This is a genomic window from Pseudomonas farsensis (genome assembly GCF_014268805.2).
GTDB lineage: Bacteria > Pseudomonadota > Gammaproteobacteria > Pseudomonadales > Pseudomonadaceae > Aquipseudomonas > Aquipseudomonas farsensis.
In genome coordinates this window covers 907,114-932,128 of sequence record NZ_JABWRF020000002.1, presented here as the reverse complement: position 1 = coordinate 932,128, position 25,015 = coordinate 907,114, and the positions used below count along the sequence as shown (strand labels likewise).

General features: G+C 64.2%; 23 protein-coding genes. 17 read left to right on the top strand and 6 right to left on the bottom strand.

Annotation, left to right across the window (positions count from 1 at the left end; all coding sequences use genetic code 11):
• Positions 1-52 precede the first annotated feature (52 nt).
• Positions 53-715: a GMP/IMP nucleotidase gene (yrfG, locus tag HU719_RS13520; RefSeq protein ID WP_186536689.1), complete on the top strand. Its 663-nt coding sequence runs from the start codon at positions 53-55 to the stop codon at positions 713-715.
• Between the two features lie 152 nt (positions 716-867).
• Here the strand turns inward: yrfG and lysM are convergent, their stop codons facing one another.
• On the bottom strand, positions 868-1,308 hold the full coding sequence (gene lysM / locus HU719_RS13515) for a peptidoglycan-binding protein LysM (RefSeq protein ID WP_186536688.1): 441 nt from the start codon (positions 1,306-1,308) through the stop codon (positions 868-870).
• Positions 1,309-1,481: 173 nt separating this feature from the next.
• Here lysM and fdhD point away from each other — a divergent pair, with 173 nt between their 5' ends.
• The 12 genes from fdhD (at position 1,482) to HU719_RS13455 (ending at position 14,442) form a co-directional block, all read left to right on the top strand.
• Positions 1,482-2,309, top strand: a complete 828-nt coding sequence (gene fdhD, locus HU719_RS13510) for a formate dehydrogenase accessory sulfurtransferase FdhD (RefSeq protein WP_186536687.1) — start codon at positions 1,482-1,484, stop codon at positions 2,307-2,309.
• Between the two features lie 8 nt (positions 2,310-2,317).
• Complete coding sequence (locus tag HU719_RS13505; RefSeq protein WP_186536686.1) at positions 2,318-4,663, top strand: FdhF/YdeP family oxidoreductase; 2,346 nt, start codon at positions 2,318-2,320, stop codon at positions 4,661-4,663.
• Between the two features lie 365 nt (positions 4,664-5,028).
• A complete protein-coding gene (locus tag HU719_RS13500; RefSeq protein ID WP_186522319.1) occupies positions 5,029-5,508 on the top strand; it encodes a YMGG-like glycine zipper-containing protein in 480 nt (159 codons plus the stop codon).
• A gap of 320 nt (positions 5,509-5,828) precedes the next feature.
• Positions 5,829-6,917, top strand: a complete 1,089-nt coding sequence (locus HU719_RS13495; protein ID WP_186536685.1) for a methyl-accepting chemotaxis protein — start codon at positions 5,829-5,831, stop codon at positions 6,915-6,917.
• Positions 6,918-6,936: 19 nt separating this feature from the next.
• Positions 6,937-7,302: a response regulator gene (locus HU719_RS13490; RefSeq protein WP_186522316.1), complete on the top strand. Its 366-nt coding sequence runs from the start codon at positions 6,937-6,939 to the stop codon at positions 7,300-7,302.
• Positions 7,302-7,631, top strand: coding sequence for an STAS domain-containing protein (locus HU719_RS13485; protein ID WP_186522314.1), 330 nt, complete (start codon positions 7,302-7,304; stop codon positions 7,629-7,631). The genes HU719_RS13490 and HU719_RS13485 overlap by 1 nt, the downstream gene beginning before the upstream one ends.
• A gap of 4 nt (positions 7,632-7,635) precedes the next feature.
• Entirely contained in the window at positions 7,636-9,636 is a 2,001-nt protein-coding gene (locus tag HU719_RS13480) for a chemotaxis protein CheA (protein WP_186536684.1), read from the top strand.
• Complete coding sequence (locus HU719_RS13475) at positions 9,615-11,237, top strand: methyl-accepting chemotaxis protein (protein ID WP_186536683.1); 1,623 nt, start codon at positions 9,615-9,617, stop codon at positions 11,235-11,237. Before HU719_RS13480 ends, HU719_RS13475 begins: the two co-directional genes overlap by 22 nt.
• A 12-nt stretch (positions 11,238-11,249) precedes the next feature.
• On the top strand, positions 11,250-11,762 hold the full coding sequence (locus tag HU719_RS13470) for a chemotaxis protein CheW (protein ID WP_225917224.1): 513 nt from the start codon (positions 11,250-11,252) through the stop codon (positions 11,760-11,762).
• A gap of 3 nt (positions 11,763-11,765) precedes the next feature.
• A complete protein-coding gene (locus tag HU719_RS13465; protein ID WP_186536682.1) occupies positions 11,766-12,566 on the top strand; it encodes a CheR family methyltransferase in 801 nt (266 codons plus the stop codon).
• Positions 12,563-13,636 (top strand): protein-glutamate methylesterase/protein-glutamine glutaminase, encoded by a 1,074-nt coding sequence (locus tag HU719_RS13460; RefSeq protein WP_186536681.1) that lies wholly within the window; start codon positions 12,563-12,565, stop codon positions 13,634-13,636. The genes HU719_RS13465 and HU719_RS13460 overlap by 4 nt, the downstream gene beginning before the upstream one ends.
• A gap of 152 nt (positions 13,637-13,788) precedes the next feature.
• Entirely contained in the window at positions 13,789-14,442 is a 654-nt protein-coding gene (locus HU719_RS13455; RefSeq protein ID WP_186522304.1) for a response regulator, read from the top strand.
• Here the strand turns inward: HU719_RS13455 and HU719_RS13450 are convergent.
• From HU719_RS13450 to hslO, 3 genes are all read right to left on the bottom strand, one after another.
• Positions 14,432-14,866, bottom strand: coding sequence for an acyl-CoA thioesterase (locus HU719_RS13450; protein ID WP_186536680.1), 435 nt, complete (start codon positions 14,864-14,866; stop codon positions 14,432-14,434). The two genes, HU719_RS13455 and HU719_RS13450, sit on opposite strands and share 11 nt — an antisense overlap.
• Before the next feature lie 128 nt (positions 14,867-14,994).
• Complete coding sequence (locus HU719_RS13445) at positions 14,995-16,536, bottom strand: phosphoenolpyruvate carboxykinase (RefSeq protein WP_186522300.1); 1,542 nt, start codon at positions 16,534-16,536, stop codon at positions 14,995-14,997.
• A 179-nt stretch (positions 16,537-16,715) separates the two neighbouring features.
• Positions 16,716-17,615, bottom strand: a complete 900-nt coding sequence (hslO, locus tag HU719_RS13440) for an Hsp33 family molecular chaperone HslO (protein WP_186536679.1) — start codon at positions 17,613-17,615, stop codon at positions 16,716-16,718.
• A gap of 107 nt (positions 17,616-17,722) precedes the next feature.
• Between hslO and HU719_RS13435 the strand changes: the two genes are divergently transcribed.
• Positions 17,723-18,523: a phosphatase PAP2 family protein gene (locus tag HU719_RS13435; protein ID WP_186522296.1), complete on the top strand. Its 801-nt coding sequence runs from the start codon at positions 17,723-17,725 to the stop codon at positions 18,521-18,523.
• Positions 18,524-18,668: 145 nt separating this feature from the next.
• On the opposite strand, the gene HU719_RS13430 is transcribed toward HU719_RS13435, so the two are convergent.
• Positions 18,669-19,727 (bottom strand): HAD family hydrolase, encoded by a 1,059-nt coding sequence (locus HU719_RS13430; RefSeq protein ID WP_186537174.1) that lies wholly within the window; start codon positions 19,725-19,727, stop codon positions 18,669-18,671.
• Positions 19,728-19,971: 244 nt separating this feature from the next.
• On the opposite strand from HU719_RS13430, the gene HU719_RS13425 reads away from it, so the two are divergent.
• Positions 19,972-21,363: an L-cystine transporter gene (locus HU719_RS13425; RefSeq protein ID WP_186537173.1), complete on the top strand. Its 1,392-nt coding sequence runs from the start codon at positions 19,972-19,974 to the stop codon at positions 21,361-21,363.
• 173 nt (positions 21,364-21,536) lie between these two features.
• On the opposite strand, the gene HU719_RS13420 is transcribed toward HU719_RS13425, so the two are convergent.
• Entirely contained in the window at positions 21,537-22,052 is a 516-nt protein-coding gene (locus HU719_RS13420; RefSeq protein ID WP_186537176.1) for a dihydrofolate reductase, read from the bottom strand.
• Positions 22,053-22,106: 54 nt separating this feature from the next.
• On the opposite strand from HU719_RS13420, the gene HU719_RS13415 reads away from it, so the two are divergent.
• A complete protein-coding gene (locus HU719_RS13415) occupies positions 22,107-23,498 on the top strand; it encodes a DUF2868 domain-containing protein (protein WP_186537175.1) in 1,392 nt (463 codons plus the stop codon).
• Complete coding sequence (locus tag HU719_RS13410) at positions 23,491-24,855, top strand: GTPase/DUF3482 domain-containing protein (RefSeq protein ID WP_186537172.1); 1,365 nt, start codon at positions 23,491-23,493, stop codon at positions 24,853-24,855. The genes HU719_RS13415 and HU719_RS13410 overlap by 8 nt, the downstream gene beginning before the upstream one ends.
• The last annotated feature ends 160 nt before the right edge of the window (positions 24,856-25,015 follow it).

Genomic DNA, 25,015 nt, shown 5'->3' with positions numbered 1-25,015 from the left:
TGGCGTGAACGGGTTACTATACCGTGGCTTGCCGACTGATCGAGAGTTTCCCATGCCCGTTCTTCCGTGGTCTGCCATCGACACTGTCCTGCTGGACATGGACGGCACCCTGCTCGACCTGCACTACGACAACCGCTTCTGGCTCGAACACCTGCCGCAACGCTATGCCGAGCTGCATGGGGTCAGCCGCGCCATGGCCGAGCTGGAGCTGCAGCCGCTGTTCGAGCGCCATGCCGGCACGCTGAACTGGTACTGCCTGGACTTCTGGAGCACCGAGCTGCGCCTGCCGATCCGCGAGCTCAAGCAGGAAATCGCCGACTTGATCGCCTTGCGCCCAGACGCCGACACCTTTCTGGCCGCTATCCGCCAGGCCGGCAAGCGCGTGGTGATGATCACCAACGCCCACCGCGATTCGCTGTCGCTCAAGCTTGAGCGGGTGGAGCTGGCGCCGTATTTCGAGCGGCTGATCAGTTCCCACGACTATGGCTACCCCAAAGAGAGCCCGCACTTCTGGGATGCGCTGCACGCCGACATCGGCTTCGACCCGGCGCACAGCCTGTTCATCGATGACACCCTGGCCATCCTGCGCAGCGCGCAGCGGTTTGGCGTGGGGCATCTGCTGGCAGTGCGCCAGCCGGACAGCAAGGCACAGCCGCGCGATACCCAGGAGTTTGCGGCGGTGGAAGATTACCGGGAGTTGTTGGTGGGGCTGTAGTGCCCTATCGCAGGCTGTCGCCAGCTCCCACAGGATTACTGGCCAGGCCTCGATATTGTGGCTGTGCGGGGTCTCTGTGGGAGCTGGCGCCAGCCTGCGATGAGGCCCCTACCGGCTTGCACAAACCTTAGCGTCTCCCACAGGGCTGGCGATCACTCCGGAATACGCAACACCTGCCCCGGATAGATCTTGTCCGGGTGCGAAAGCATCGGCTTGTTGGCCTCGAAGATCTTGTTGTACTTGTTGCCATCGCCATACTCGGCCTTGGCAATGGCGCTCAGGGTGTCGCCTTTCTTCACCGTCACAAAGCGCGCCGCCTGGGCGACCGGGCCGGTAACAGTGATCTGGTCTTCCACTGAAGCCACTCCGGCGATGTTGCCGGCGGCCAGAATGATCTTTTCTTTTTCTTCCTGGCTGGCGACCTCGCCCTTGAGAATGACCTTGTCACCCTCGACCGTGGCCGAGATATTCGGGTTGCCCAGGCCGACTTTCTCGACGTGTTGCTTCAACTGCTCCTCGGCGTTGGCGTTGCCAGGGGTCAGCAGGTCGATCAATTTTTCGCCGGCTTCCTTCACGAAACTGAACAGGCTCATGTGGCGCTCCTCGGGTATGGATTCCATGGGAAGCAAAAGTCTAGGCCAGCTTTGGCCAAACCGCCGCTCTGCGACCAATCGACGCGGTCTATCACGGCATAGAACCTAGCGATTAGACGCCGCCGTTCTACAAGCCTAGGCTTGTGACGTTGAACAGCCGCCGGTATACCCCGATGAACAGCAAGCCTCCGGTCTGCGCGGCACCGTCAAACCTGGCCTTGCCCGCTGCCAGCAACACCTATCAATACGCCCAGCTCACTGACGCGGCGCCCGAACGCACGCCGCTGGCCGAAGAAGTGGCCCTGGCCATTGTCTACAACGGCCTCAACCAGGCGGTGATGCTGGTCAGCCCCACCGACCTCGAAGACTTCGCGGTGGGCTTCAGTGTGGGCAGCGGCATCGTCACCAGCACCCACGAAATCTACGATGTGAAGCTGTCCGGCAGCGGCTCGGCGCTGTACGCCGACGTGGAAATTTCCAGCCGCGCCTTCTGGGGCCTGAAAAACCAGCGCCGCCAGTTGGCCGGCACCAGCGGCTGCGGGCTGTGCGGCGTCGAGGCGCTGGAGCAAGCCCTGCCCGAACTGCAAGTGCTGCCCGGCGCACCGCTGCCACCGCCCCACTGGCTGAATGACCTGCGCCGGCGCATCGACGCCTTCCAGCCCCTCGGCCAGCACTGCGGCGCCGTGCATGCAGCACTGTTCATGGACAGCGATGGCCAACTGCTGATGGGCCGTGAAGACATTGGCCGGCACAACGCACTGGACAAGCTGATCGGCGCCCTGCTGCGCCAACGCATCGACACCCAAGGTGGCCTGGCTATCGTCACCAGCCGCTGCAGCCTGGAGCTGATCCAGAAAGTGCTGCGCGCCGGCATCCAGACCCTGGTCAGCCTTTCGGCGCCCACCGGCCTTGCCCTGCAATGGGCACGCAAGCACAACCTCAACCTTATTCATTTGCCTAAACACAGTGCACCGCGGGTTTTCAGCCCAGCGGCGGAGTAGCAACAGCCGTGACCTCTTACGAAAAGCTCCCCGATAACGCCCCCGCCTCCACCCCGCGCTACAAGCCCTACCCTGGCCCCGCTGGCGGCTGGGGCGCGCTGCGCAGCGTGGCCAAGGCGTGGGTCGGCAGCGACAACGCGCTGAAGAACATCCGCGCGCTGCTCAAGACCAACCAGAACGGCGGTTTCGACTGCCCGGGCTGCGCCTGGGGCGACTCGCCGGAAAGCGGCATGGTCAAGTTCTGCGAGAACGGCGCCAAGGCGGTGAACTGGGAAGCGACCAAGCGCCGCGTCGATGCCGCATTCTTTGCGCGTTACAGCGTCACTGCGCTGCTGCAGCAAAGCGACTACTGGCTCGAATACCAGGGCCGCCTGACCGAGCCGATGGTCTACGACCCGCTCAGCGACCGTTACCAGCCGATCGAGTGGGACGCCGCCTTTGCGCTGATTGCGCGCCACCTGAACGGGCTGTCGAGCCCGGATCAGGCCGAGTTCTACACCTCCGGGCGCGCCAGCAACGAAGCGGCGTACCTGTACCAGTTGTTCGTGCGCGCCTACGGCACCAATAACTTCCCGGACTGCTCGAACATGTGCCACGAGGCCAGCGGCGTCGCCCTTGGGCAGAGCGTTGGCGTCGGCAAGGGCACCGTCACCTATGACGACTTCGAGCACGCCGATACCATTTTTGTCTGGGGCCAGAACCCCGGCACCAACCACCCGCGCATGCTCGACCCGCTGCGTGATGCCGTGAAGCGCGGCGCCCAGGTGATTTGCGTCAACCCGCTCAAAGAGCGTGGCCTGGAGCGCTTCCAGCACCCGCAGAACCCGCTGGAGATGCTGACCAACAGCGACCGCCCGACCAACACGGCGTTCTTGCGCCCGGCCCTGGGCGGTGACATGGCGTTGCTGCGCGGCATGGCCAAGTTCCTGCTGCAATGGGAGCGCGAAGCCCAGGCCGCTGGCCAGCCGGCGGTGTTCGACCACGCATTCATTGCCGAGCATGGCCATGGTGTGGACGAGTACCTGGCGGTAGTCGACGCAACGCCATGGGCGCACATCGAAGCGCAGTCAGGCCTGACCCTGGCCGACATCGAACTGTCGGCGCGCATGTACTGCAAAGGCAAGCGCGTGATCATGTGCTGGGCCATGGGCATCACCCAGCATCGCCACTCGGTGCCGACCATCCAGGAAATCGTCAACCTGATGCTGCTGCGCGGCAACCTCGGTGCGCCGGGCGCGGGCCTGTGCCCGGTGCGCGGCCACAGCAACGTGCAGGGCGACCGCACCATGGGCATCAATGAACGCCCACCGGTCGCGCTGCTCGATGCCCTGCAAAAGCGTTTTGGTTTCGACGTACCACGGCACAACGGCCACAACACCGTCGAGGCGATCCACGCCATGCTCGAAGGCCGCGCCAAGGTGTTCATCGGGCTGGGCGGCAACTTCGCCCAGGCGACCCCGGACACCGAGCGTACCGCGCAGGCGCTGCGCAACTGCGAGCTGACCGTGCACATCAGCACCAAGCTCAACCGCAGCCACCTGGTGCATGGCAAGCAGGCGCTGATCCTGCCGTGCCTGGGCCGCACCGATATCGACCTGCAGGATGACGGCCCACAGGCGGTCACCGTGGAAGATTCGTTCAGCATGGTCCACGCCTCCAACGGCCAGCTCAAGCCGCTGTCGCGCCAGATGCGTTCTGAGCCTGCGGTGGTTGCAGGTATCGCCGCCGCCACGCTGGGCAAGCAGCCGGTGGACTGGCAATGGCTGGTGGCCGACTACGGGCGTATTCGCGACCTGATCGCCGACACCATTCCGGGCTTTGCCGACTTCAATCAGCGCCTGGAACTGCCGGGGGGTTTCTACCTTGGCAACAGCGCCGGCAGCCGACAGTGGCAGACTGCAAGCGGGCGCGCCAACTTCAAGGCCAACCTGCTGCCCGACAGCCTGCTCGATGAGCGCGTGCGTGCAAGCGGCCAGTTGCCCGACCTGATCATGCAATCGATGCGCTCGCACGATCAGTACAACACCACCATTTATGGCATGGACGACCGTTATCGCGGCGTGCGCGGCCAGCGTGACGTGCTGTTCGCCAACGAAGCCGACATCATCCGCCTGGGCTTCCAGCCGGGGCAGAAGGTCGACATCGTGTCGCTGTGGGGCGACGAGCACGTGCGCCGGGTGCACGGCTTCACGCTGCTGGCGTTCGACATTCCTGCAGGGCAGGCGGCGGCTTATTACCCTGAGGTGAACCCGCTGGTACCGCTGGAGAGCATTGGCGAGGGCAGCCACACGCCGACCTCCAAGTTCATTGCCATCAAGCTTGAGCGGGCGCGGGATGACGGGCGCATCATCTAATCCCCACCGCCAGCCGGCGCGGCCCTTCCTGTAGGAGCGGCCTTGCGTCGCGAAAGGGCTGCGAAGCGGCCCCATCGGTTCTGCATGACGCGCAAATCCTGGGGCCGCTGCGCAGCCCTTTCGCGGCACAAGGCCGCTCCTACACACAGGTTTATGCACCTGGCTCACGCCCACAAAAAAGCCCTGTCCGCAATGGATCAGGGCTTCGTCACAAATACCTCAGACAGCCGAAAACAGCGAAAGTTTCATACACAATTCAACAACTTACAGAATTGTGTACAACTCGTGCTACTCGTCGGATTTCGATTGCCAGCAGCACGGTCCAGCCTCAAATTCCGCTTCGTCATCCCTCTGAGGCTCTCTCGATGAAGAAGTACTCCTCGATTCTGTTGTTGTCTTTCAGCTTGCTCAGCGGCGTTGCCATGGCAGGCGGCACCACCGAAGCCGGCATTGGCGGCGCGCTAGGTGGGGTACTGGGCTCGGTGGTCGGTCAGCAGATCGGCGGCAGCACCGGCGGCGCGATTGGCGCAGGCCTGGGCGGCGCGGCCGGTAGTGCGGTGGGTGCCGACAAACGCCAGCGCGGTGAGGCAGCCATCGGTGGCGCCTTGGGCGCAGCCGGCGGTAACGTGGTCGGTCGCTCGCTGGGCGGCACCAACGGCAGCTACATCGGTGCAGCAGCAGGCGGCGGCGCCGGCGGCGCACTGGGTAACTACATGGGCAACAAGGCCGACGAAGACGAGCGCCGCGATGATCGCCGCTACCGTCGCGGCTATGATGACCGCCGTCACTACGACCGCGGCCACCACTACGGCCACCGCAAGCACAAGCGCCACGGTCGTCACTAAAATACCCCTGGCCTGCGGCGCCCGCCGCAGGCCACCCCCTTAATGGCTTAGGCAAATTGCCACCACGCCATTGGCTTACGCCATACTCCTAACCCTTAAGCATTCCCGCCTCCTACCCTGCGACAAAACGCGTCGGCCCACACTCGGCTGTAAACGGCGCCCCGCCCGGTTTTAGCTGACTGGTCAATCAAAAAAATGGCGATACCCGCGACTACCGCTCGGCCATGACTCCATGGTCGGATTAAGGGCTGTCCCGATTTTGACGTCAAAACTCGGCCTGTACCATCTGCGCTCGTAACCTGGAAAAGGCGCGCAGCGGAATGCGGATGTATCTCGTCATATGGGCCGGCATAGCGGTATGCGCCACGGCATTGTTCACCGGTATCGTCTGGTTGGGCCTGCTTGCGCTCAGCGCCATCGCACTCGCCACCCTGCTCCTACGCCCCCGCCCTATTGCCAGCCCTGCACAGGCCCTGGCCGAAGCCCTGCCGGAAGCTACCCAACCGCGTGATCGCGACCTGTCGCTGCTGTTGCCGCACGCCGCCACCGCCTGGGCCGACGGCCTGCAGCAAAGCCGCTTGCTGGTTGCCGAGAACATCGGCGGTTTGCTCGAGCGCTTTGCCGCCATTCACCAGCGCGTGGGTGTGTCGCTCGATGCCGCCGAACGCACCCTGGAACAAGACGGCGTCGGCCAAGGGCTGCGCCACTGCACCGAACAACTGCATCAGGTCACCGAAGCCTTCGCCAGCCGTGGCCAGCGCCAGAGCGCGGTGCTGGAAAGCATCAGCCACCTGGACAGCTACACCGGCCAGTTGCAACAGATGGCCCGGCACGTCCAGGAAATCGCCAACCAGACCAACCTGCTGGCGCTCAACGCCGCCATCGAAGCAGCCCGTGCCGGCGAGTACGGCCGCGGCTTTTCGGTAGTCGCCGACGAGGTGCGCAAACTCTCGCAACTGTCGGCCACCACCGGGCAGTCGATGGATGCCAAGGTTGGCGAGATCAACCATGCCATCCAGTCCAGCATCGAAACCGCCCAGGCCCTCACGATCCACGACCAGACCGACCTGGCGCGCATGCAGCAATTGCTCGATGAGGTAATCGACGGCCTTGGCGGCAACCTCAAGGCCCTCGACCAGACCTCCCGCGAGCTGCAGCAGGACGCCCGCACCACCCAGCACCATATCCAGGCGATTCTGGTCAACCTGCAGTTCCAGGACCGAGTCGACCAGATGCTTGACCATATCGCCATCGACCTTGCCGAGCTGCTGACCGCCATCGCCACCGATGACCCGGCCCTGGGCGACATAGACGCCTGGCTGCGTGGCCAGCGCGAGCGCTTCACCACCCGCGAAGAGCGCAGCGGCCAGCGCGAGCCGGCCGATGCTGGCGAACTCACCTTCTTCTAACCCCTCAGGTACTCCCCCAATGGCCAAAACCATTCTGATCGTCGACGACTCGGCCTCCATGCGCCAACTGGTGCGCATCAGCCTTGCCAGCGCGGGCCACACCATCATCGAAGCCTGCGACGGGCAGGATGCCCTGGCCAAACTGACCGGGCAGAAGGTCAACCTGATCATCAGCGACGTGAACATGCCCAAGCTCGATGGCATCGGCCTGGTCAAGGCTCTCAAGGCCCGCGCCGAGTACCGCTTCACGCCGATCATGATGCTCACCACCGAAAGCGAGCAAAGCAAGAAGGCCGAGGGCCAGGCAGCCGGTGCCAAGGCGTGGATGGTCAAACCATTCCAGCCTCAGCAGTTGCTGGCTGCCGTAGAAAAGCTGGTGGGCTGATGGCCAGCCTGACGCTACGGCCCAGCGCAGCAGACACGCCTGCATGCCTGTGCCTGGCGGGCGACCTGACCATTTTCGAGGCGCGCGACACCCACGCCGCGCTGCTCGAGTTACTGGCTGAAAACCCCGGCCCCTGGGCGCTCGACCTCAGCGCGCTGGGCGAGCTCGACAGCGCCGGGCTGCAACTGCTGCTGGCCCTGGGCAAGCAGTTGGGCGGCGCCAACACGCCACTGCAAGTGCTGGCTGTGTCCAGCGAGGCCGCCGCACTGATCGAGCTGCTACGCCCGACCGGGCTGTTGCTTGACCTCCAATCCGTCTGTGCAGGATGACCCCATGCTCGACGCAGAACAGTGGCAGCAGTTACTCCAAGGTTTTCTAGAAGAAGCCAACGACCTGCTGCGCGAAGCCGAAGACTGCCTGCTGGTACTGGAGCGCAGCCCCACTGACAGCGAGGCGATCAACGCCTTGTTCCGCTCGGTGCACACGCTCAAGGGCTCGGCCGGGATCTTCTCGCTGGAGCCCCTGGTCGCCCTGGCCCATCACCTGGAAAACCGCCTGATGCAGGTGCGCGACGGGGAGTGCGCGCTGGATGACGCGCTGACCTCACTGATGCTGCAGTGCATGGACGAACTCAACGTCATGGTGCGCAGCATCGACCCGCACACCGCAACCCTGGCGCCGCATACCCCGCGCCAAGCCGAGCTGCTGGCCGCCCTCGAAGCCTTCACCAGCAGCGCGCCACACGCCGCGCAAGGCCCAGCGGTCTGGCAACTGGCCCTGCGCCTGGACGCAGAGTTGCTGCGCAACGGTTTCGACCCCTGCGCGTTCATCCGCTACCTGGCCCGCCTGGGCGACATTCTGGCCGTGGATACCCTGACCGACGCCCTGCCTGCCCTTGAGCAGATGGACCCCGAGCAGTGCTACCTTGGCTTCGACATCACCCTGAGCACCGAGGCCAGTCGCGAGACCCTCGAAGAGGTGTTCAGCCTTGCCGATGGTTTCTACCATCTGACCCTCACCTGCCAGACAGCACCGGATGACGCCCCCGCAACGGCCAGCCTGCGCCCGGCGACGCAAACGTTGGCGCCCACCCCGGCAAGCGACGAGCCCCGCGTGGTGCACACCGCCAGCAGCCTGGTGAAGGTGGCGGCGCACAAGCTCGACGAGCTGATCAACCTGGTCGGCGAGCTGGTGATCAGCACGGCGGGTGCGCATATGCAGGCCATGCAGACCGGCGATAGCGAATGCATCGAGCGGGTCCAGGCCGTGCATCAGCATGTCGAGCAGATCCGCGAGCGCGCGCTGAAGCTGCGCATGGTCGAGATCGGCGAAACCTTCAACCGCTTCCACCGTGTGGTGCGCGACGTCAGCCTGACGCTGAACAAGCAGATCCAGTTGCACCTGCACGGCGGTGACACCGAGCTGGACAAGACCCTCACCGACCGCATTGCCGACCCGCTGATCCACCTGGTGCGCAACGCCATCGACCACGGCATCGAAAGCGCCGAGGAGCGCCTTGCTGTCGGCAAGCCGGCGCAAGGCAACCTGAGCCTCAGTGCCGGGCATGACTCGGGCATGATCGTGCTGGAAATCCAGGACGACGGGCGCGGCCTGAACACCGCCAGAATCCGCGAGAAGGCTATCGCCCGCGGCATGCTCGATGCCGACAGCCTGCTGCCTGACAGCGATATCCACATGCTTATTTTCGAGGCTGGGTTTTCCACCGCCGAGCAGGTCTCCAACCTGTCCGGGCGCGGCGTTGGCATGGACGTGGTGCGCAGCGCCATCGACGAGCTGCGCGGCACCATCGAGATCGAATCAGAGCCCGGCAAAGGCTGTATTTTCCGCATCCGCCTGCCGCTGACCCTGGCCATCATCGACGGGTTTCTGGTCGGTGCCGGCGCTGACCGCTTCGTCATCCCACTGGACATGGTCACCGAGTGCATGGAGGCCCCAGCCACCATCAACGGCCCGCTCAACCTGCGAGGCAAACCGCTGCCGTGCATCGACCTGACCACGCACTTTGCCCTGGGCGTGCCCACCACCAGCCGGCGCAACATCGTGGTGGTCAGCCAAGCCCGCCAACAGGTCGGGCTGATCGTCGACCGCCTGCTCGGCGAGCTGCAAACAGTGATCAAGCCGCTCGGGCAGTTGTTCCGCCACCTCAACGGCATCAGTGGCTCGACCATCCTCGGCTCAGGCCAGGTGGCGCTGATCCTGGATATCGCCAGCCTGTTCCGCGACCTGCAACAGCGCAATGACACCAAGCATCGTCCTTCTGCGGCGATACCCAACCTTTCCGGAGAACAGACATGCAATGGATCAGCAATATGAAGATCGGGGTACGCCTGACCCTCGGTTTCATCGTGGTAGTGGCGCTCACCGCTATCATCGGCCTTATCGGCATTCGTAACCTCGACCGCGTCGACCAGCTCTCCGACCGGATGTACGACATGGACATCCAAGGTTTGAGTACTCTGCAAGAGGCCAATATCCAGCTCATCAGCGCCGGGCGTTCGATGCGCCAGAGCCTGCTGGCAACCAGCATCGAGCAGCGCGACCAAGCCGCCGGCGATGCCCGCAAAGCCCTGGACAACACCCGCGAGCTGGTGCTCAAGGCCAAGGACTACCACATCACCGCTGCGGGCAAGGGCGACCTCGACAAGGTCGCCACGCTGCTGAACGACTACGTCAACGCCGCCACCCTGCTGCTCGCCACGCACCGCCAGTCCGGCGAGCTGCAAGCCACCAGCCCGACCCTCGATATGCTGCCGCGCGCAGTCGCCGCTGCCGACGAAGTCGACCAGTTGCTGGGCCTTGCCAGCCAGCATAAACAGGCCCGTGCGGGTGAAGCCAACAGCGACATCACCGCCATTGCCGACAGTTCGCGCACACAGATGATCATCCTGGTGATCGCCGCCACGCTGTCCGGCCTGCTGATTGGCGTGCTGGTCACCCGCAGCATCACCCGCCCGCTGGCCGGCGCTGTACAAGCTGCCGACCGCATGGCCGCTGGCGACCTGAGCCACGACCTGGTGGTCAACCGCCGCGACGAAACCGGGCAACTGCTGGGCTCGATGCAGAACATGGCAGTACGCCTGCGCAGCATCCTCGGTGATGTGCGCAGTGCTGCCGATGCATTGTCCTCGGCGTCTGCCGAAGTCAGCTCGACGTCCCAGTCGCTCAGCCAGGCGGCCAGCGAGCAGGCCGCCAGCGTCGAGCAGACCAGCGCCTCGATCGAGCAGATGTCGGCATCCATCGCGCAGAACACCGAAAGCGCCAAACTCACCGACAACATCGCAGCCAAGGCCGCCGATGATGCCGGCCAAGGCGGCACGGCGGTGGGCGACACGGTGCTGGCCATGAAACAGATTGCCGACAAGATCGGCATCATCGACGACATTGCCTACCAGACCAACCTGCTGGCGCTCAACGCCGCCATCGAAGCCGCCCGCGCCGGCGAGCACGGCAAAGGCTTCGCCGTGGTGGCCGCCGAGGTGCGCAAGCTGGCAGAACGCAGCCAGGTGGCCGCCCAGGAAATCGGTCAGGTGGCGTCGAGCAGCGTGCAACTGGCCGAAAAAGCCGGCGTGCTGCTGGGCGAAATCGTCCCGAACATCCAGCGCACCTCGGACCTGGTGCAGGAAATCACCGCGGCCTCGCAAGAGCAAAGCAGTGCCGCCGGCCAGGTCAACATCGCCATGGGCCAGATGAACCAGATCACCCAGCAGAACGCCTCGGCCTCCGAGGAGCTGGCGGCCACCGCCGAAGAGATGAACGCCCAGGCCGGCCAGTTGCAGGAGCTGATCGCGTTCTTCCGCTTCCAGCAAGATGGCATGACCCGCGTTCATCGGCCTGTGGAGACGCTGACCAGCGAGCCGCTGCAAGCCATGCGCAAGGCCAGCCTGGACGACAGCCAGTTCGTCAACTTCTCCTGACCGGGGCGCCCCATGACCGCTATGCAAGCCTCATTCGGCAGCCTGGCCGAAGCACAATGCATCCAGCACCTGAGTTTTCGGGTGCGCCAGGCCGGCTACGCGCTGCCCATCGACCTGGTGCGTGAAATCATCGAGTACGACGAGGTCACGCGGGTGCCGATGATGCCGGACTACATCCACGGCGTGATCAACCTGCGCGGCAACGTGGTGCCCGTGCTGGACCTCGCCGCCCGCTTTGGCCTGAGCCGCACCGAACCCGACAAGCGCACCTGCATCGTGATCACCGAGCTGACCCTGGAGGACGCCAGCCAGCGCCTGGGCCTGGTGGTCGATGCGGTGGACGCGGTGCATGACATCGACACCCGCCAGGTGCTGCCGCCGCCGCCGTTCGGTGCCAGGATCCGCGCCGACTTCATTGCCGGCATGGCGCAGCAGGAACAGGGGTTTCTGATCATTCTCAACCTGCTGCAAGTGTTGTCGACCCAGGACCTGCTCGACCTGGCCCAAGTCCGGGCGGCGGACTGACCCATGCTCAACTTGCCCAAGCTTGGCGAAGTGCAGTTTCAGCAGTTGCAGCGCCTGATGCAGGACGCCTCGGGCATTCACCTGGCCAGCAACAAGCGCACCTTGGTGGCTGGCCGGCTGATGCGCCGGTTGCGGCATTTCCAGTTGAGCAACTACGACCAGTACCTGGCGATGATTGCCGACCCCGCCCACCAGCGCGAACGGCGCCTGGTGATCGACCTGCTGACCACCAACGAAACCTACTTCTTCCGCGAACACCCGCACTTCGAGTTTCTCGGCCAATGGCTCGCGCAGCAGCGCGGGCCGGTACGCATGTGGAGCGCGGCCTGCTCGTCGGGGGAGGAGCCCTACAGCCTGGCCATGGTTGCCGCCGAGCACCTGAGCGGCGATTGGTCGGTGACGGCCAGCGACCTCAGCCAGAGCATGCTGGCTGTGGCAGAACGCGGCATCTACAGCATGGAGCAGAGCCGCTACTTCCCCGAAGGCTGGCTGCGCCGCTACGCCCAGTGCGGCGTCGGCGAAATGCAAGGGCGCCTGCGTATCCAGGCCAACCTGCGCGCACGGGTGCGTTTTCGTGAGGTCAATGTGATCCGGCCATTACCGGAAGACTTGGGGACATTTGACGTGATTTTCCTGCGTAACCTGCTGATCTACTTCGATGCTGCGCAAAAGCAGGAAATCGTCCGGCGCATGGTCGGGCAACTGCGCGTCGGCGGCATGCTGTTTATCGGCCACGCCGAAAGCATCCACGGTTTCGATCTGCCGCTGCGCCTGGCGCAGCCTTCGGTATTCGAGCGGGTATGAACACACGAGGCAAGGAGCCGATCCGCGTTTTCATCGTCGATGACTCGGCACTGGTGCGCCAGGTACTGACGCAACTTCTGGAAAAACACGCGCACATTCGCGTTATCGGCATGGCCGCCGACCCGCTGTACGCCATCGACAAGCTGCGCAAGGACTGGCCCGATGTGCTGATTCTCGACCTTGAGATGCCACGTATGGACGGGCTGACGTTCCTGCGCCAGATCATGGCCGAGCGCGCCACCCCGACCATCATCTGCTCAAGCCTGGCCGAGCCGGGCACCGCGCTGGTGGAGCAAGCCCTCAAGGCCGGCGCCGCCGGTATTTTTACCAAGGCAAGGCTGGGCCTGCGCAAGGCGCTGGAAGATATCGAAAGCGAGCTGGTCAGCAGTGTCGAGAACGCCGCGCGACGCGCCGCCCCGCGCGCGCCGGCCAGCAAGCCGGTGGACGAAAAAAAAACCGCAAGCGGCGCGACGTACGGCCTCAAAACACCCGAACGAATCGTTACACTTGGCTGCTCGACGGGCGGCACCCTGGCACTGGAATTCATACTCAAGCGCCTGCCGGACAATTGCCCCGGCATCGTCATCGTCCAGCACATGCCAGAAAAATTCACCGCCGATTTTGCACGCAGGCTCAACGGCCTTTGCCAGATCGAAGTACGCGAAGCCAAACACCTGGACCGCGTGCACAGTGGGTTGGCCCTGCTCGCTCCCGGCGGCCTGCACATGCAGCTCAAGCGCAGCGGTGCGCACTTTCTGGTCGAAGTACTCGACGGCCCTGCGGTCAACCGCCACAAGCCTTCAGTAGACGTCCTGTTTCGCTCGGCGGCGCGGCATGCCGGTAGCCAGGCGCTGGGCATCATCATGACCGGCATGGGCGATGACGGCGCTCGCGGGTTGCTCGCCATGCGCGAACAAGGCGCCAGCACCGTTGCCCAGGACGAGGCCACCTGCGTGGTCTTCGGCATGCCCAAGGAAGCTATCAGGATGGGGGCTGCACAACATGTCGAACCGCTGCAACGGTTGCCTGCTCTGATCTGCCAGTTCGCCGACGCTGCAGGCCATGAATGACAGAAGCGGCGCCATACCGAACATTCAACCGACTGTTGCCAAGGCCACCCGGGCACCACGCATGCAAGCGGCCCGCTGACGGCTGCCCGCATTGCAACACCCAGAACAAAGCCAACAACGCTCCTTCTATTTTGCAAGACAGGTTACAGCCTATGCGTTGCCGTGTACTCCTTGCTGACGACTCGCCGCTGTTCCGCGCGGGCCTGCGAGCGCTGCTGGAAAAAAAACAAGAATATGCCGTGGTCGGTGAGTCCGGTGATTGCCTGGGGACGGTCGCGCTGGCCGAGCAGTTCAGGCCAGACATCATCCTGCTCGACGTAGCGCTCGCCTCCAAGGGCGAACAGACCTTGCGCGAGCTGTCGGAGCGCGCCCCGGAAAGCGCGGTGTTGATGCTTTCGTCACGCTCGGAACTTGAGTTCGTGATGAAGTGCCTGCGCCAGGGCGCGCAGGGGTTTCTGCTGAAAAGCGCGACAGTGCTGGAGCTGGAGCTGGCCCTGCAATCGCTGCAGGCTGGCGGCCAGTACCTGTGCTCGACGGTGTTGCCGCTGGTCATCGGCCAGGCGGTCAAGCACACCCGTCAAAACGCGGCGAACAACCCCGCCACCCAACTGACCGTGCGCCAACTCGAGATATTGCGGCTGATCGCCCGTGGTGAAACCACCCGTTCCATCGCCGAAGGCCTGGGCCTGAGCATCAAGACCGTCGAGGCCCATCGTTCGCAGATCATGCACCGCCTGCAAATCCGCGACGTACCGGGGCTGGTGCTGTTTGCCGTGCGCGAGGGCATCATCCGCCTCAACGATTGAGCGCGAGCCCGGCAAGGATCAGCCGCAGGTTGTCGGGCAGCGCCATCGGCCGCCCGCTGGCGCGTTCGACGAACACCTGCACCAGCGTGCCGGCCGCGCAGGCATCGTCATCGCCCGGGCGGTACAGCGCCAGGCGAAACTCCACGGTGCTACCCACCAGCCGCGTCACCCCAAGCCCCACTTCGAGCACGTCAGGGAAGCCTGGCAAGGCATAGAAATCCGCCGCCGAGCTGACCACCACCGCCGCCACTTCACCCTCGCGCAGGTCCAGCTCGGCCTGCTCCACCAGAAACGCCTGAATGGCGGTTTCGAACAGCGCATGCACCGTGGAGCCGGCCAGATGGCCGTTGTGGTCGTTGTCCTGGGGGCGGGTGAGTACGGGGTGGAAGTGCGAGAAGGCGGAACGCTGGGGGGATTCGGTCATGGGGCAGTCTCTGTTTCGCAGTCAGTGCTGGAATTGAAACAGAAATCCTGCACCTCGGGGGCGCTTTACAGAAAGACGGGGGCTAACATGCAAAAGCCGCCCCTAGGGGCGGCTTATGCGGTTGTTGCTTACAGCTGTGGGCCGGCGGCCTTGATGGCGTCGGAGACGTCGAACTTCTTGAAGTTCTCGGTGAACAGCTTGGCCAGCGCCTTGGCAGCTTCGTCGTAGGCAGCTTGGTCAGCCCAGGTGTTGCGTGGGTTGAGCAGCGCGGTATCGACGCCTGGGACGGCTTTTGGCACGTCCAGGTTGATGATGCCCAGGTGTTCGGTTTCGGCACCGACCAGAGCACCGCTCTGGATGGCAGCGATCACGCCACGGGTGGTCGGGATGCTGAAGCGCTTGCCAACGCCGTAGCCACCGCCGGTCCAGCCGGTGTTGACCAGGTAGACCTTCGAGCCAAAGCCATTGATACGCTTGATCAGCAGCTCGGCGTACTCGCCAGCCGGGCGCGGGAAGAACGGCGCGCCGAAGCAGGTGGAGAAGGTCGACTTGATGCCGCCGCCCGAACCCATTTCGGTCGAACCGACCAGCGCGGTGTAGCCGGACAGGAAGTGGTAGGCCGCCTGCTCGTTGTTCAGGATCGACACTGGCGGCAGTACGCCGGTCAGGTCGCAGGTCAGGAAGATGACTGCGTTCGGCTCGCCGCCCAGGTTGGCTTCGGAGCGCTTGGCAACGTGCTCCAGCGGGTAGGCCGCGCGGCTGTTCTGGGTCAGGCTGACATCGGCGTAGTCGGCATGCTTGTTGGCGTCGAGAACGACGTTTTCCAGCACTGCGCCGTGCTTGATGGCTTTCCAGATGACCGGCTCGTTCTTCTCGGACAAGTCGATGCACTTGGCGTAGCAGCCGCCTTCGATGTTGAACACCACGCCCTCGCCCCAGCCGTGCTCGTCGTCACCGATCAGGTAACGGCTTTCGTCGGCCGACAGGGTGGTCTTGCCGGTGCCGGACAGGCCGAAGAACAGCGTGACGTCGCCCGCTTCGCCGATGTTGGCGGCGCAGTGCATTGGCAGCACGTCGGCGGCCGGCAGCAGGAAGTTCTGCACCGAGAACATGGCTTTCTTCATTTCACCGGCGTAACGCATGCCAGCGATCAGCACCTTCTTCTGGGCGAAGTTGATGATCACGCAGCCGTCGGAGTTGGTGCCGTCACGCTCAGGCACGCATTCGAAGTTGGCAACGTTGAGCACCTGCCATTCGCCGCGGTCGGCCGGGTTGTACTGCGCCGGGTTGATGAACAGGCAACGGCCGAACAGGTTCTGCCAGGCGGTCTGGGTGGTCATCTTCACCGGCAGGTAGTGCTCGGCAGCGGCCCCTACGTGAACGTAGGAAACGAAGTGATCCTGGGCGTTGTTGAACGCCTCCACGCGGTCCCACAGGGCGTCGAACTTGTCGGCCGGGAACTTGCGGTTGATCGGGCCCCAGGCGATGGCATCCTGGGTGGAAGGTTCTTCGACGATGAAACGGTCAGCCGGCGAACGGCCAGTACGGTGACCGGTTTCGACTACCAGTGCGCCAGTATCGGCTAGCACGCCTTCACCGCGTTGCAGCGCTTCTTTTACCAGCTCATCGACACTGAGGTCGGTGTACACGGTGTTTTTGGCTTGCGTCATGAGATACCCCATCCGGCCCGAGGCCGAGTGCTCCGAACGTTTTGTAGTTGCTTAGGAAAAACTACTACAGCGAAAAAAGTGGCCGGATTATGCCAGAAACGCCCAAAAAAAGTAGGCCCCTCCTGTCAGAACTGCGATTTTGCGCAATTCGACAGGAGATTCTCCTGAGCTTTAACGTTTCAGTGACGAGTTTCTGATGCCGAGTCCGTACCGCCACCCGCAAAGAGTTGCGCTACATCACCGGCATCGAACAAATAGCGCTCGTTGCAGAACTGGCAATCGATCTCGATCTTGCCGCCGCACTCAACCACCAACGCCTTGGCATCCGCCTCGCCAAGACTGACCAGCGCATTGCCGGATCGTTCGCGCGAGCAACTGCAATGAAAGCGCAGCGGCTCGATATCGAACAGCCGCACCGCGTCTTCGTGGTACAGGCGGTGCAGCAGGATTTCGTTGTCCAGCGCCCACTCGTCGAGCTTGAGGGTGTGGGCCAGGGCCACCACATGCTGCCAGCTCTCTTCACGCTCTTCGTCGTCGGGCTGGCGATCACGCGGCAGTTGCTGCAGCAGCAGGCCACGGGCCTTGCCGGTGGAGGTGTCCAGCCAAAAACGCGTGTTCAACTGCTGCGACTGCACGAAGTAGTTGGTGAAGCACTCGGACAGGTTGGCGCCATCCAGGTCGACAGTGCCCTGGTAACGCTGGCCCTTGACCGGGTCGATGGTCAGCGTGAGGTGGCCGTCGGGCATCAGTTGTTCCAGCGAGGCGTTGTCCGCGATCTGCTCCGCTTCATAGCGGGCCACACCGCGGATTTCGCGGTCCCCGGAGCACTCGACCATCAGCAGCGGGATCGGCCCCTGGGAGCGCGCCTGAAGGATCAGCAGGCCATCGAACTTGAGCGCGCCGACCAACAAGGCGGTGGCCGCCATCAGTTCGCCCAGCAAGGCGGCGACCGGCTTCGGGTACGGGTGACGGGCCAGCACTTCGGCGTAGCTTTGGTCCAGCGACACCCACTCGCCGCGCACATCGCGGTCGTCGAAGATGAATCGTTGGGTGAAATCGGTATCTGGCAAGTCGCTCATGGTTGTCCGGGTATCTGCAAATGATGTCAAAATAATTACAGGCAAATAAATGGCCTGCTGTAGAGCGCGCAGGCGGCGCTCATATTCTCTGGAGATCGAGGTATCTTATGGACAATCGACCACTGTTTAAAGCCAGGTGGTCCTGGGGCCCACTCGCAGTCTGCACACTGCTGCCCATCGCATTACTGTGTTTCTGGTTGTGGCCTGCTGGCCAGGCCCTTTGCCTGGCATTCGACGAATGGCTGTTCCGCAGCCTCAACGCGCCGCTGGCCGATAACGTCGTATGGCGCTCGATCTGGGCTGTAGGCAGCCTGCGGCCGTTCGATATCGTGGTTGGCCTGATCATGCTTGGGCTGCTGATTCGCGGCAACTGGGTGTTCAAGGCCGTGCAGGTGCGCCAGGCATTTTTCGGCTTTCTGGTAACGCTGCTGCTCTTAGTGGTGATTCGTGCGCTGTTTTCCAAGTGGGTCAGCGCAATGGGCTGGCAACACAACAGCCCATCGATGGTGGTCGACAACGCCGTCCACCTGAGCGACTACTACCCGAACCTGGAAGCCAAGTGGGAACTCAAGGACCGCTCAAGCCAGAGTTTCCCGGGTGACCACGCCTCGGTGCTGCTGATCTGGGCGCTGTTCATGAGCCTGTTCAGCCGCCGCCTGATGCAGCATGTGGTGATCTGGACGCTGGCCGTGCTGTTCATGCTGCCACGGCTGGTGGCCGGTGCCCACTGGGGCCAGGACGACTACATCGGCGGGCTGCTGATGGCGGTACTGGCGCTGGGCTGGAGCTGCCACACCCCGCTCGCCGCCAACGCCACACGGGCCTTGGTGCGCTGCACGGCGCCGCTGTTCAACCTGTTCGCCAGGTTGCCGCTGATCGGCCGCCTGAGCATTCTGCGCAGCGCCTGATGCCCTGACCCGGTCTGCGTAGGAGCGGCCTTGTGTCGCTAAGGGCTGCGTAGCAGCCCCGGGGATATTGCATAAGGTCGAGATCCTGGGGCTGCTACGCAGCCCTTCGCGACACAAGGCCGCTCCTACAAGTGACCGGGTGGTTTTATTGAATCTGCTCAGGCGTCACGATCACCCAGTTCTTGTCTGCCGTCACCGCCAGCCCTTCCTTGGCCTGCGCCGCCGCATTGCGGGTAATCATCCCGTTCAACTGGTCCATGTACTTGGCCTTGCGGTTTATCCACAGGTGCACGCCGCCCTTGCCCACATCCACCCCGTGAAACTGCATGTAGCCATCACTGGTCGGGGTGTCGCCACCCACCAGCACGGGTTTCTTCCACTCATCGATGTACGTGAGAATTGCCGCCTGCTTGCCAGCCATCCAGGTGGCGGGCGTCCACAGGTACGGGGTCAGTTCGAGGTTTTCGTTGGCCTTGGCATCGTAGTGGCCGGCGCTGATCTGCTTGCGTGCGGTAGTCAGCTGGCCGTTGGCGCGGTCCTTGAGCAACAGGCTGACGCCGATGACATTCTGCGGTTTGACGTTGTAGCCGTACTTGGGGTCTGAGGCGACCATGCGCACCAGCTCTTCGGAGGCAGCCGAGATCACATACACCTCGATGCCGTTTTCCATCAGCTTGTTGTAAAGCTCGGCCTGGCCGGTGAAGACCTTCGGCGGCTGCACCTCGATGGCCTTGACCTGGTCACCCTCAAAATAGGTGGCCGGCACCGGCTTGGTCGAGGCCATCAATTCATCGACCTGCACCTTCAATTCTTTGAGGGTATAGCCCGAGAACACCTGGGCAACCCAGGGGTAGCAGACCATATCGTCGATTTCGCACAGCCGGTTGTAGTAGCTGTACAGGCTTTCCTTGTGCCCCGCGCTGTCCTTGAACGGGATCAGTTTGAGCGAAGGGTCGAGCTTGTCGCGGGTCAACAGCCCCTTGTTCTCCATGAACGGCAGCAACGCCTCTTCAAGGTCGTAGCGATAGCTGGTGTTGTCCATGTCGAACACCGCGTAATTGCCCTTGTTGGCGTTGGCGGCAATCATCGCATCGAGCTGCCTGGCAGCCTCGGGTGGCCAATGTTTCAGCTCGGTCGCCGCCCAGCTGCTGGCGCTGAGCAACAGCGCAAGGCCGCCGGCAATCAGTTTTGGAGCAGACTTCATATGCGGGTCTCCCGGTAACGTGGCCGTTCAACCCTAGACCGGCTTGCCGAAAAACGCACCTTTACCACCGACCCTGGGGCGCCTCTAAACGCCATGTTGATTGCCAAAAACGACAAGGCGTTATTCCATAACCGACCATACACATTACCTTTCGGTATAAATTCGTTTGTTTTCAGACTGTTAGCATTTACGTTCGCAATCGCTCACAGAGGCGATGCCTCTTTTTGCATTTTTTGGAGCTGCAATGAACCTGCCCCTGTCTCTCAACCTGCTGGCCTTCCTGGCGCTGCTGCTGGGCCTGTCGCAAACCCGCCACACTGACTGGAGCCTGGCCAGGAAGGTGCTGCTGGGCCTGGTACTGGGCGTCTGCTTCGGCCTGGTGCTGCACACGATCTACGGCGCCGGCAACCCGGTGCTCAAGGCCACCCTCGGCTGGCTCGACTTGGTCGGCAACGGCTATGTGGGCCTGTTGCAGATGATCGTCATGCCGCTGATCTTCGCCTCGATCCTCAGCGCCGTGGCCCGCCTGCACAACGCCTCAAGCCTTGGCCGCATCAGCGTGCTGAGCATCGGTACGCTGCTGCTGACCACCGCCATCGCCGCGTTGATCGGCGTGCTGCTGACCAACCTGTTTGGCCTGAGCGCCGAAGGGCTGGTGGCCGGTGTACAGGAAAGCGCCCGCCTGCAGGCCATCCACAGCGATTACGCCGGCAAGGTCGCCGACCTCAACATCCCGCAACTGCTGCTGTCGTTCGTCCCCAGCAACCCGGTGGGCGACCTGGCGCGGGCCAAACCCACCTCGATCATCAGCGTGGTGATCTTTGCGGTGTTCCTGGGCCTGGCGGCGCTGCAACTGATCAAGGACGACAAGGACAAGGGCCAACGCGCACTGTCGGCCATCGACGTGCTGCAAGCCTGGGTGATGCGCCTGGTGCGCCTGGTGATGAAACTCACCCCCTACGGCGTACTGGCGTTGATGACCAAGGTGGTGGCCAGCTCCAACCTTGAAGACATCCTCAAACTGGGCAGCTTCGTGGTGGTGTCGTACATCGGCCTGGGCCTGATGTTCGTGGTGCACGGGGTAATCCTGGCGCTGACCGGCGTCAGCCCGCTGCGTTTTCTGCGCAAGGTGTGGCCGGTGCTGACCTTCGCCTTTACCAGCCGCTCCAGCGCTGCCAGCATCCCGCTGAACATCGAGGCGCAGACCCAGCGCCTGGGCGTGCCGCAGTCAATCGCAAGCTTCAGCGCCTCGTTTGGCGCCACCATCGGCCAGAACGGCTGCGCCGGCCTGTACCCGGCAATGCTGGCGGTGATGGTCGCCCCGGCTGTGGGCATCGATACCTTCGACCCACTGTGGATTGCCACCTTGGTGGCCATCGTCACCCTGAGTTCGGCCGGAGTGGCCGGCGTCGGCGGCGGCGCTACCTTCGCGGCGCTGATCGTGCTGCCGGCAATGGGCCTGCCGGTGGAGCTGGTGGCGCTGCTGATTTCGGTCGAGCCGCTGATCGACATGGGCCGCACGGCGCTTAACGTGAACGGCTCGATGACGGCCGGTGTGGTGACCAGCCAGTTGCTCAAGCAGACCGACCGGCAGGTGCTGGCGAGCGATGAGCAGGGTCAGCTGAGCCACAGCTGACCCGCTTTGCCAAGGGGCGTGCCTACGCCCCTTAGGGTCTGTCTGAAATGTGTCTGCGCGAAGGCCAGACAAGGCGAAACGGGGCGAGGAAGCGGAGTGTACTGGAGTACATGAGCATTCCGAGCTCCGTTTCAACGCAGTATGGGCGAGTGCAGATACATTTCAGACAGAGCCTAGCGCTTGTTCCAAACTTCGAAGTGATAGCGCGGCTTGCCTTCCTCGGCCTGCGCTTCACTCGACGCCAACTGCCACTGCGCCTCGTCAAACGCCGGGAACCAGGCATCACCTTCGGGCTCAAGTTCCACGCGGGTCAGGTACATCCGGCTTACCAGCCCCTTCTCCAGCGCCTGCGCGTACAACTGCGCACCGCCAATCAGCATCAGCTCGGCAACACCCTGCGCACGTGCCCATTGCTCGGCACGCACCAGCGCCTGCTCAAGCGACGCAAATACCTCTGCGCCATCGAGCTGCAACCCCGGTTGGCGGCTGACCACGATATTCAGCCGCCCCGGCAGCGGCCGGCCGAGCGAATCCCAGGTCTTGCGGCCCATGATGATCGGCTTGCCGAGGGTGGTGGCCTTGAAGTACTTGAAGTCCCCCGGCAGGTGCCAGGGCATGGAGTTGTCGATGCCGATCACACGGTTCTGCGCGAGGGCGGCGATCAGGCTGAGGGGGAGTGAGGTCGTCATGCCGGCGAGGATAGCATCGGGCACGTGGGTTATGCTTGCCCCCTGACCTGTGCATTGGAAGAGCTTGTGACGCCACAGTCCCCACTCGACAAGCGCTGGCTCACCGAAGCGGTGCGCCTGCGCGAAGAACACGCCGGGCCCCTGGACGACCAGGAGGCCAACCGCCGCGCCCGGCAACAAGGCGGTGACCTGGCCGCCCGCATTGAAACCCGTGCCCTGTGGCTGGCCGAACGTGACGGCATGAGCACCGCGCTGCGCCACTGGAAGCAGGGCGCGCGCCTGGCGCTGTTGGCGCTGATGCTTGCCGCCGTGCTCAGCGGCGCCGGCCTGGGCCTGGCGGCACTGGGCGATGGCCTGCGCCCGGTAAACGTGTTCTGGGCGCTGGGCAGCCTGCTCGGGCTCAACGTGTTGCTGCTGGCCGGGTGGGCGCTGGGTTTCTGTTTTGCCGGCGAGCACGGGGCAACGCTGGGCCGGCTATGGCTGTGGCTTAGCGAGCGCCTGGCCCGCGACGCCAAGGCCGCGCAACTGGCCCCGGCGCTGCTGGTGCTGTTGCAGCGCCAGCGCCTGAACCGCTGGCTGCTCGGGCTGCTGGTGCATGGCCTGTGGCTGCTGGTCATGCTCAGCGCACTGGCGATGCTGCTGGCGCTGCTGGCTGCGCGGCGCTACGGGTTTGTCTGGGAAACCACGCTGCTGGCGGCCGAGCCGTTCATCAGCCTCACCCAGGCGCTCGGGGCCCTGCCTGCGCTGCTGGGTTTTACCATCCCCGACGAGGCGCTGATTCGCGCCAGCGGCGCTACCCAGCCTGCTTTGGATGCCGCGCGCCAAGCCTGGGCCAGCTGGCTGCTGGGTGTGGTGCTGGTGTACGGCTTGCTACCTCGCTTGCTGCTGGCCGCACTGTGCCTGTGGCGCTGGCGCCAGGGCCGCGAACGCCTGGCTCTGGACCTCAACCTGCCCGGCTACGCGCAACTGCGCGACGCCCTGATGCCCAGCAGCGAACGCATCGGCGTACAGGATGCAGCCCCCGAACACCTGCCGCACTTCGAGGCCGGCCAGCTCGATAGCGCCAGCACCGGCGCCTTGCTGGTCGGGCTTGAGCTGGATGACCAGCGCCCATGGCCACCCGCCCTGGCCGCGGGCATTAGCAATGCCGGGGTGCTGGACAGCCGCGAGTCGCGCAACAAGCTGCTCGAACAACTAAGCCGCTTCCCCCCAGCGCGCCTGGCCATCGCCTGCGACCCGCGCCGCTCGCCGGATCGCGGCACCCTGGCATTGCTCGCGGAACTGGCGCGCAATGCCGCCAGCACGCGCATCTGGCTGCTGCCGCCGCAACCGGGTGAAACGCTGGACGCCGCTCGCCTGGGCGATTGGCACGAAGCCCTGGAACGCCTCGGCCTGCCCTACGCCGACACCTCGCCCCTGACCTGGCTGGAGCATGGCCATGACTGAGCCGCTGAAACTGGCCGTTGTCGGCCACACCAACGTCGGCAAGACCTCGCTGCTGCGCACGCTGACCCGCGATGTCGGCTTTGGCGAAGTCTCGCACCGCCCCAGTACCACCCGCCATGTCGAAGGCGCACGCCTGTCGGTGGAGGGCGAAGCACTGTTGGAGCTGTACGACACACCGGGGCTGGAAGACGCCATCGCCCTGCTCGACTACCTCGAACGCCTGGACCGCCCCGGCGAACGCCTGGATGGCCCGGCGCGGCTTGAACGCTTTCTGCAAGGCAGCGAAGCCCGCCAGCGTTTCGAACAGGAGGCCAAGGTGTTGCGCCAGTTGCTGGCCAGCCATGCCGGCTTGTATGTCATCGACGCCCGTGAACCGGTGCTTGCCAAATACCGCGACGAGCTGGAAGTGCTGGCCAGTTGCGGCAAGCCCTTGCTGCCGGTGCTCAACTTCGTCGCCAGCCAGCAGCACCGCGAGCCCGAGTGGCGCGAGGCCTTGGCCCGCCTTGGCCTGCATGCGCTGGTGCGCTTCGACAGCGTGGCACCGCCTGAGGACGGCGAGCGGCGCCTGTACGAAAGCCTGGCCTTGATGCTCGAAGACGCCCGCCCCGCCTTGCAACGGCTGATCGACGACCAGCAGGCGCAGCGTCTGGCCCGCCAGCAAAGCGGCAAGCGCCTGATCGCCGAACTGCTGCTGGACTGCGCGGCCTGCCGGCGCAGCGTGACCGCAGAGCCTGCCGCCGAAGCCCTCGCCATCGAGGCCCTGCGCCAGGACGTGCGCCAGCGTGAACAACGCTGCGTGGAGGCGCTGCTCAAGCTGTATGCGTTCCGCCGCGAAGATGCCGATGCAGGCGACCTGCCGCTGCTGGACGGGCGTTGGGGCGATGACCTGTTCAACCCGGAAACCCTCAAGCTGCTGGGCGTGCGCCTGGGCAGCGGGGTGGCGGCGGGTGCGGCGGCGGGCGCGGGGGTGGACCTGCTGGTGGGCGGCCTGACGCTAGGCGCTGCGGCGCTGGCGGGTGCGATTGCCGGAGGGGCACTGCAGACCGCACGCAACTACGGCTCGCGCCTGCTGGGCAAGTTCAAGGGCCAGCGCGAGCTGACCGTCGACGATACCGTGCTACGGCTGCTGGCACTGCGTCAGCAGCAGTTGATGGTGGCGCTGGAAAGCCGTGGACATGCTGCGCAGGGCAGCATCAGGCTCAATGCGCCGGATGAAAAAACCTGGCGCGAGGGCAAGCTGCCCGAGGCACTGGGCAAGGCCCGGGCGCACCCGCAGTGGTCGACATTGAACCCCGGCGCCAAGCTGAACCAGGCGCAACGCCAGGAGCAGTTGGAGGCGCTGGTGCTGCAGTTGTGATTCGGCAGGCCCGACTGCATTCGTCACGCAGTCGGTGTAGGAGCGGCCTTGTGTCGCGAAAGGGCTGCGTAGCGGCCCGGAGATCGTGGCTTCATGCACAATTGCCGGGGCTGCTACGCAGCCCTTTCGCGACACAAGGCCGCTCCTACAAGGCTGACAT

Bases quoted from the DNA above. Each gene is read 5' to 3' on its own strand.
- yrfG (WP_186536689.1), top strand. From the start codon at position 53: ATGCCCGTTCTTCCGTGGTCTGCCATCGACACTGTCCTGCTGGACATG.
- lysM (WP_186536688.1), bottom strand. From the start codon at position 1,308: ATGAGCCTGTTCAGTTTCGTGAAGGAAGCCGGCGAAAAATTGATCGAC.
- fdhD (WP_186536687.1), top strand. From the start codon at position 1,482: ATGAACAGCAAGCCTCCGGTCTGCGCGGCACCGTCAAACCTGGCCTTG.
- HU719_RS13500 (WP_186522319.1), top strand. From the start codon at position 5,029: ATGAAGAAGTACTCCTCGATTCTGTTGTTGTCTTTCAGCTTGCTCAGC.
- HU719_RS13495 (WP_186536685.1), top strand. From the start codon at position 5,829: ATGCGGATGTATCTCGTCATATGGGCCGGCATAGCGGTATGCGCCACG.
- HU719_RS13490 (WP_186522316.1), top strand. From the start codon at position 6,937: ATGGCCAAAACCATTCTGATCGTCGACGACTCGGCCTCCATGCGCCAA.
- HU719_RS13485 (WP_186522314.1), top strand. From the start codon at position 7,302: ATGGCCAGCCTGACGCTACGGCCCAGCGCAGCAGACACGCCTGCATGC.
- HU719_RS13480 (WP_186536684.1), top strand. From the start codon at position 7,636: ATGCTCGACGCAGAACAGTGGCAGCAGTTACTCCAAGGTTTTCTAGAA.
- HU719_RS13475 (WP_186536683.1), top strand. From the start codon at position 9,615: ATGCAATGGATCAGCAATATGAAGATCGGGGTACGCCTGACCCTCGGT.
- HU719_RS13470 (WP_225917224.1), top strand. From the start codon at position 11,250: ATGACCGCTATGCAAGCCTCATTCGGCAGCCTGGCCGAAGCACAATGC.
- HU719_RS13465 (WP_186536682.1), top strand. From the start codon at position 11,766: ATGCTCAACTTGCCCAAGCTTGGCGAAGTGCAGTTTCAGCAGTTGCAG.
- HU719_RS13460 (WP_186536681.1), top strand. From the start codon at position 12,563: ATGAACACACGAGGCAAGGAGCCGATCCGCGTTTTCATCGTCGATGAC.
- HU719_RS13455 (WP_186522304.1), top strand. From the start codon at position 13,789: ATGCGTTGCCGTGTACTCCTTGCTGACGACTCGCCGCTGTTCCGCGCG.
- HU719_RS13450 (WP_186536680.1), bottom strand. From the start codon at position 14,866: ATGACCGAATCCCCCCAGCGTTCCGCCTTCTCGCACTTCCACCCCGTA.
- HU719_RS13445 (WP_186522300.1), bottom strand. From the start codon at position 16,536: ATGACGCAAGCCAAAAACACCGTGTACACCGACCTCAGTGTCGATGAG.
- hslO (WP_186536679.1), bottom strand. From the start codon at position 17,615: ATGAGCGACTTGCCAGATACCGATTTCACCCAACGATTCATCTTCGAC.
- HU719_RS13435 (WP_186522296.1), top strand. From the start codon at position 17,723: ATGGACAATCGACCACTGTTTAAAGCCAGGTGGTCCTGGGGCCCACTC.
- HU719_RS13430 (WP_186537174.1), bottom strand. From the start codon at position 19,727: ATGAAGTCTGCTCCAAAACTGATTGCCGGCGGCCTTGCGCTGTTGCTC.
- HU719_RS13425 (WP_186537173.1), top strand. From the start codon at position 19,972: ATGAACCTGCCCCTGTCTCTCAACCTGCTGGCCTTCCTGGCGCTGCTG.
- HU719_RS13420 (WP_186537176.1), bottom strand. From the start codon at position 22,052: ATGACGACCTCACTCCCCCTCAGCCTGATCGCCGCCCTCGCGCAGAAC.
- HU719_RS13410 (WP_186537172.1), top strand. From the start codon at position 23,491: ATGACTGAGCCGCTGAAACTGGCCGTTGTCGGCCACACCAACGTCGGC.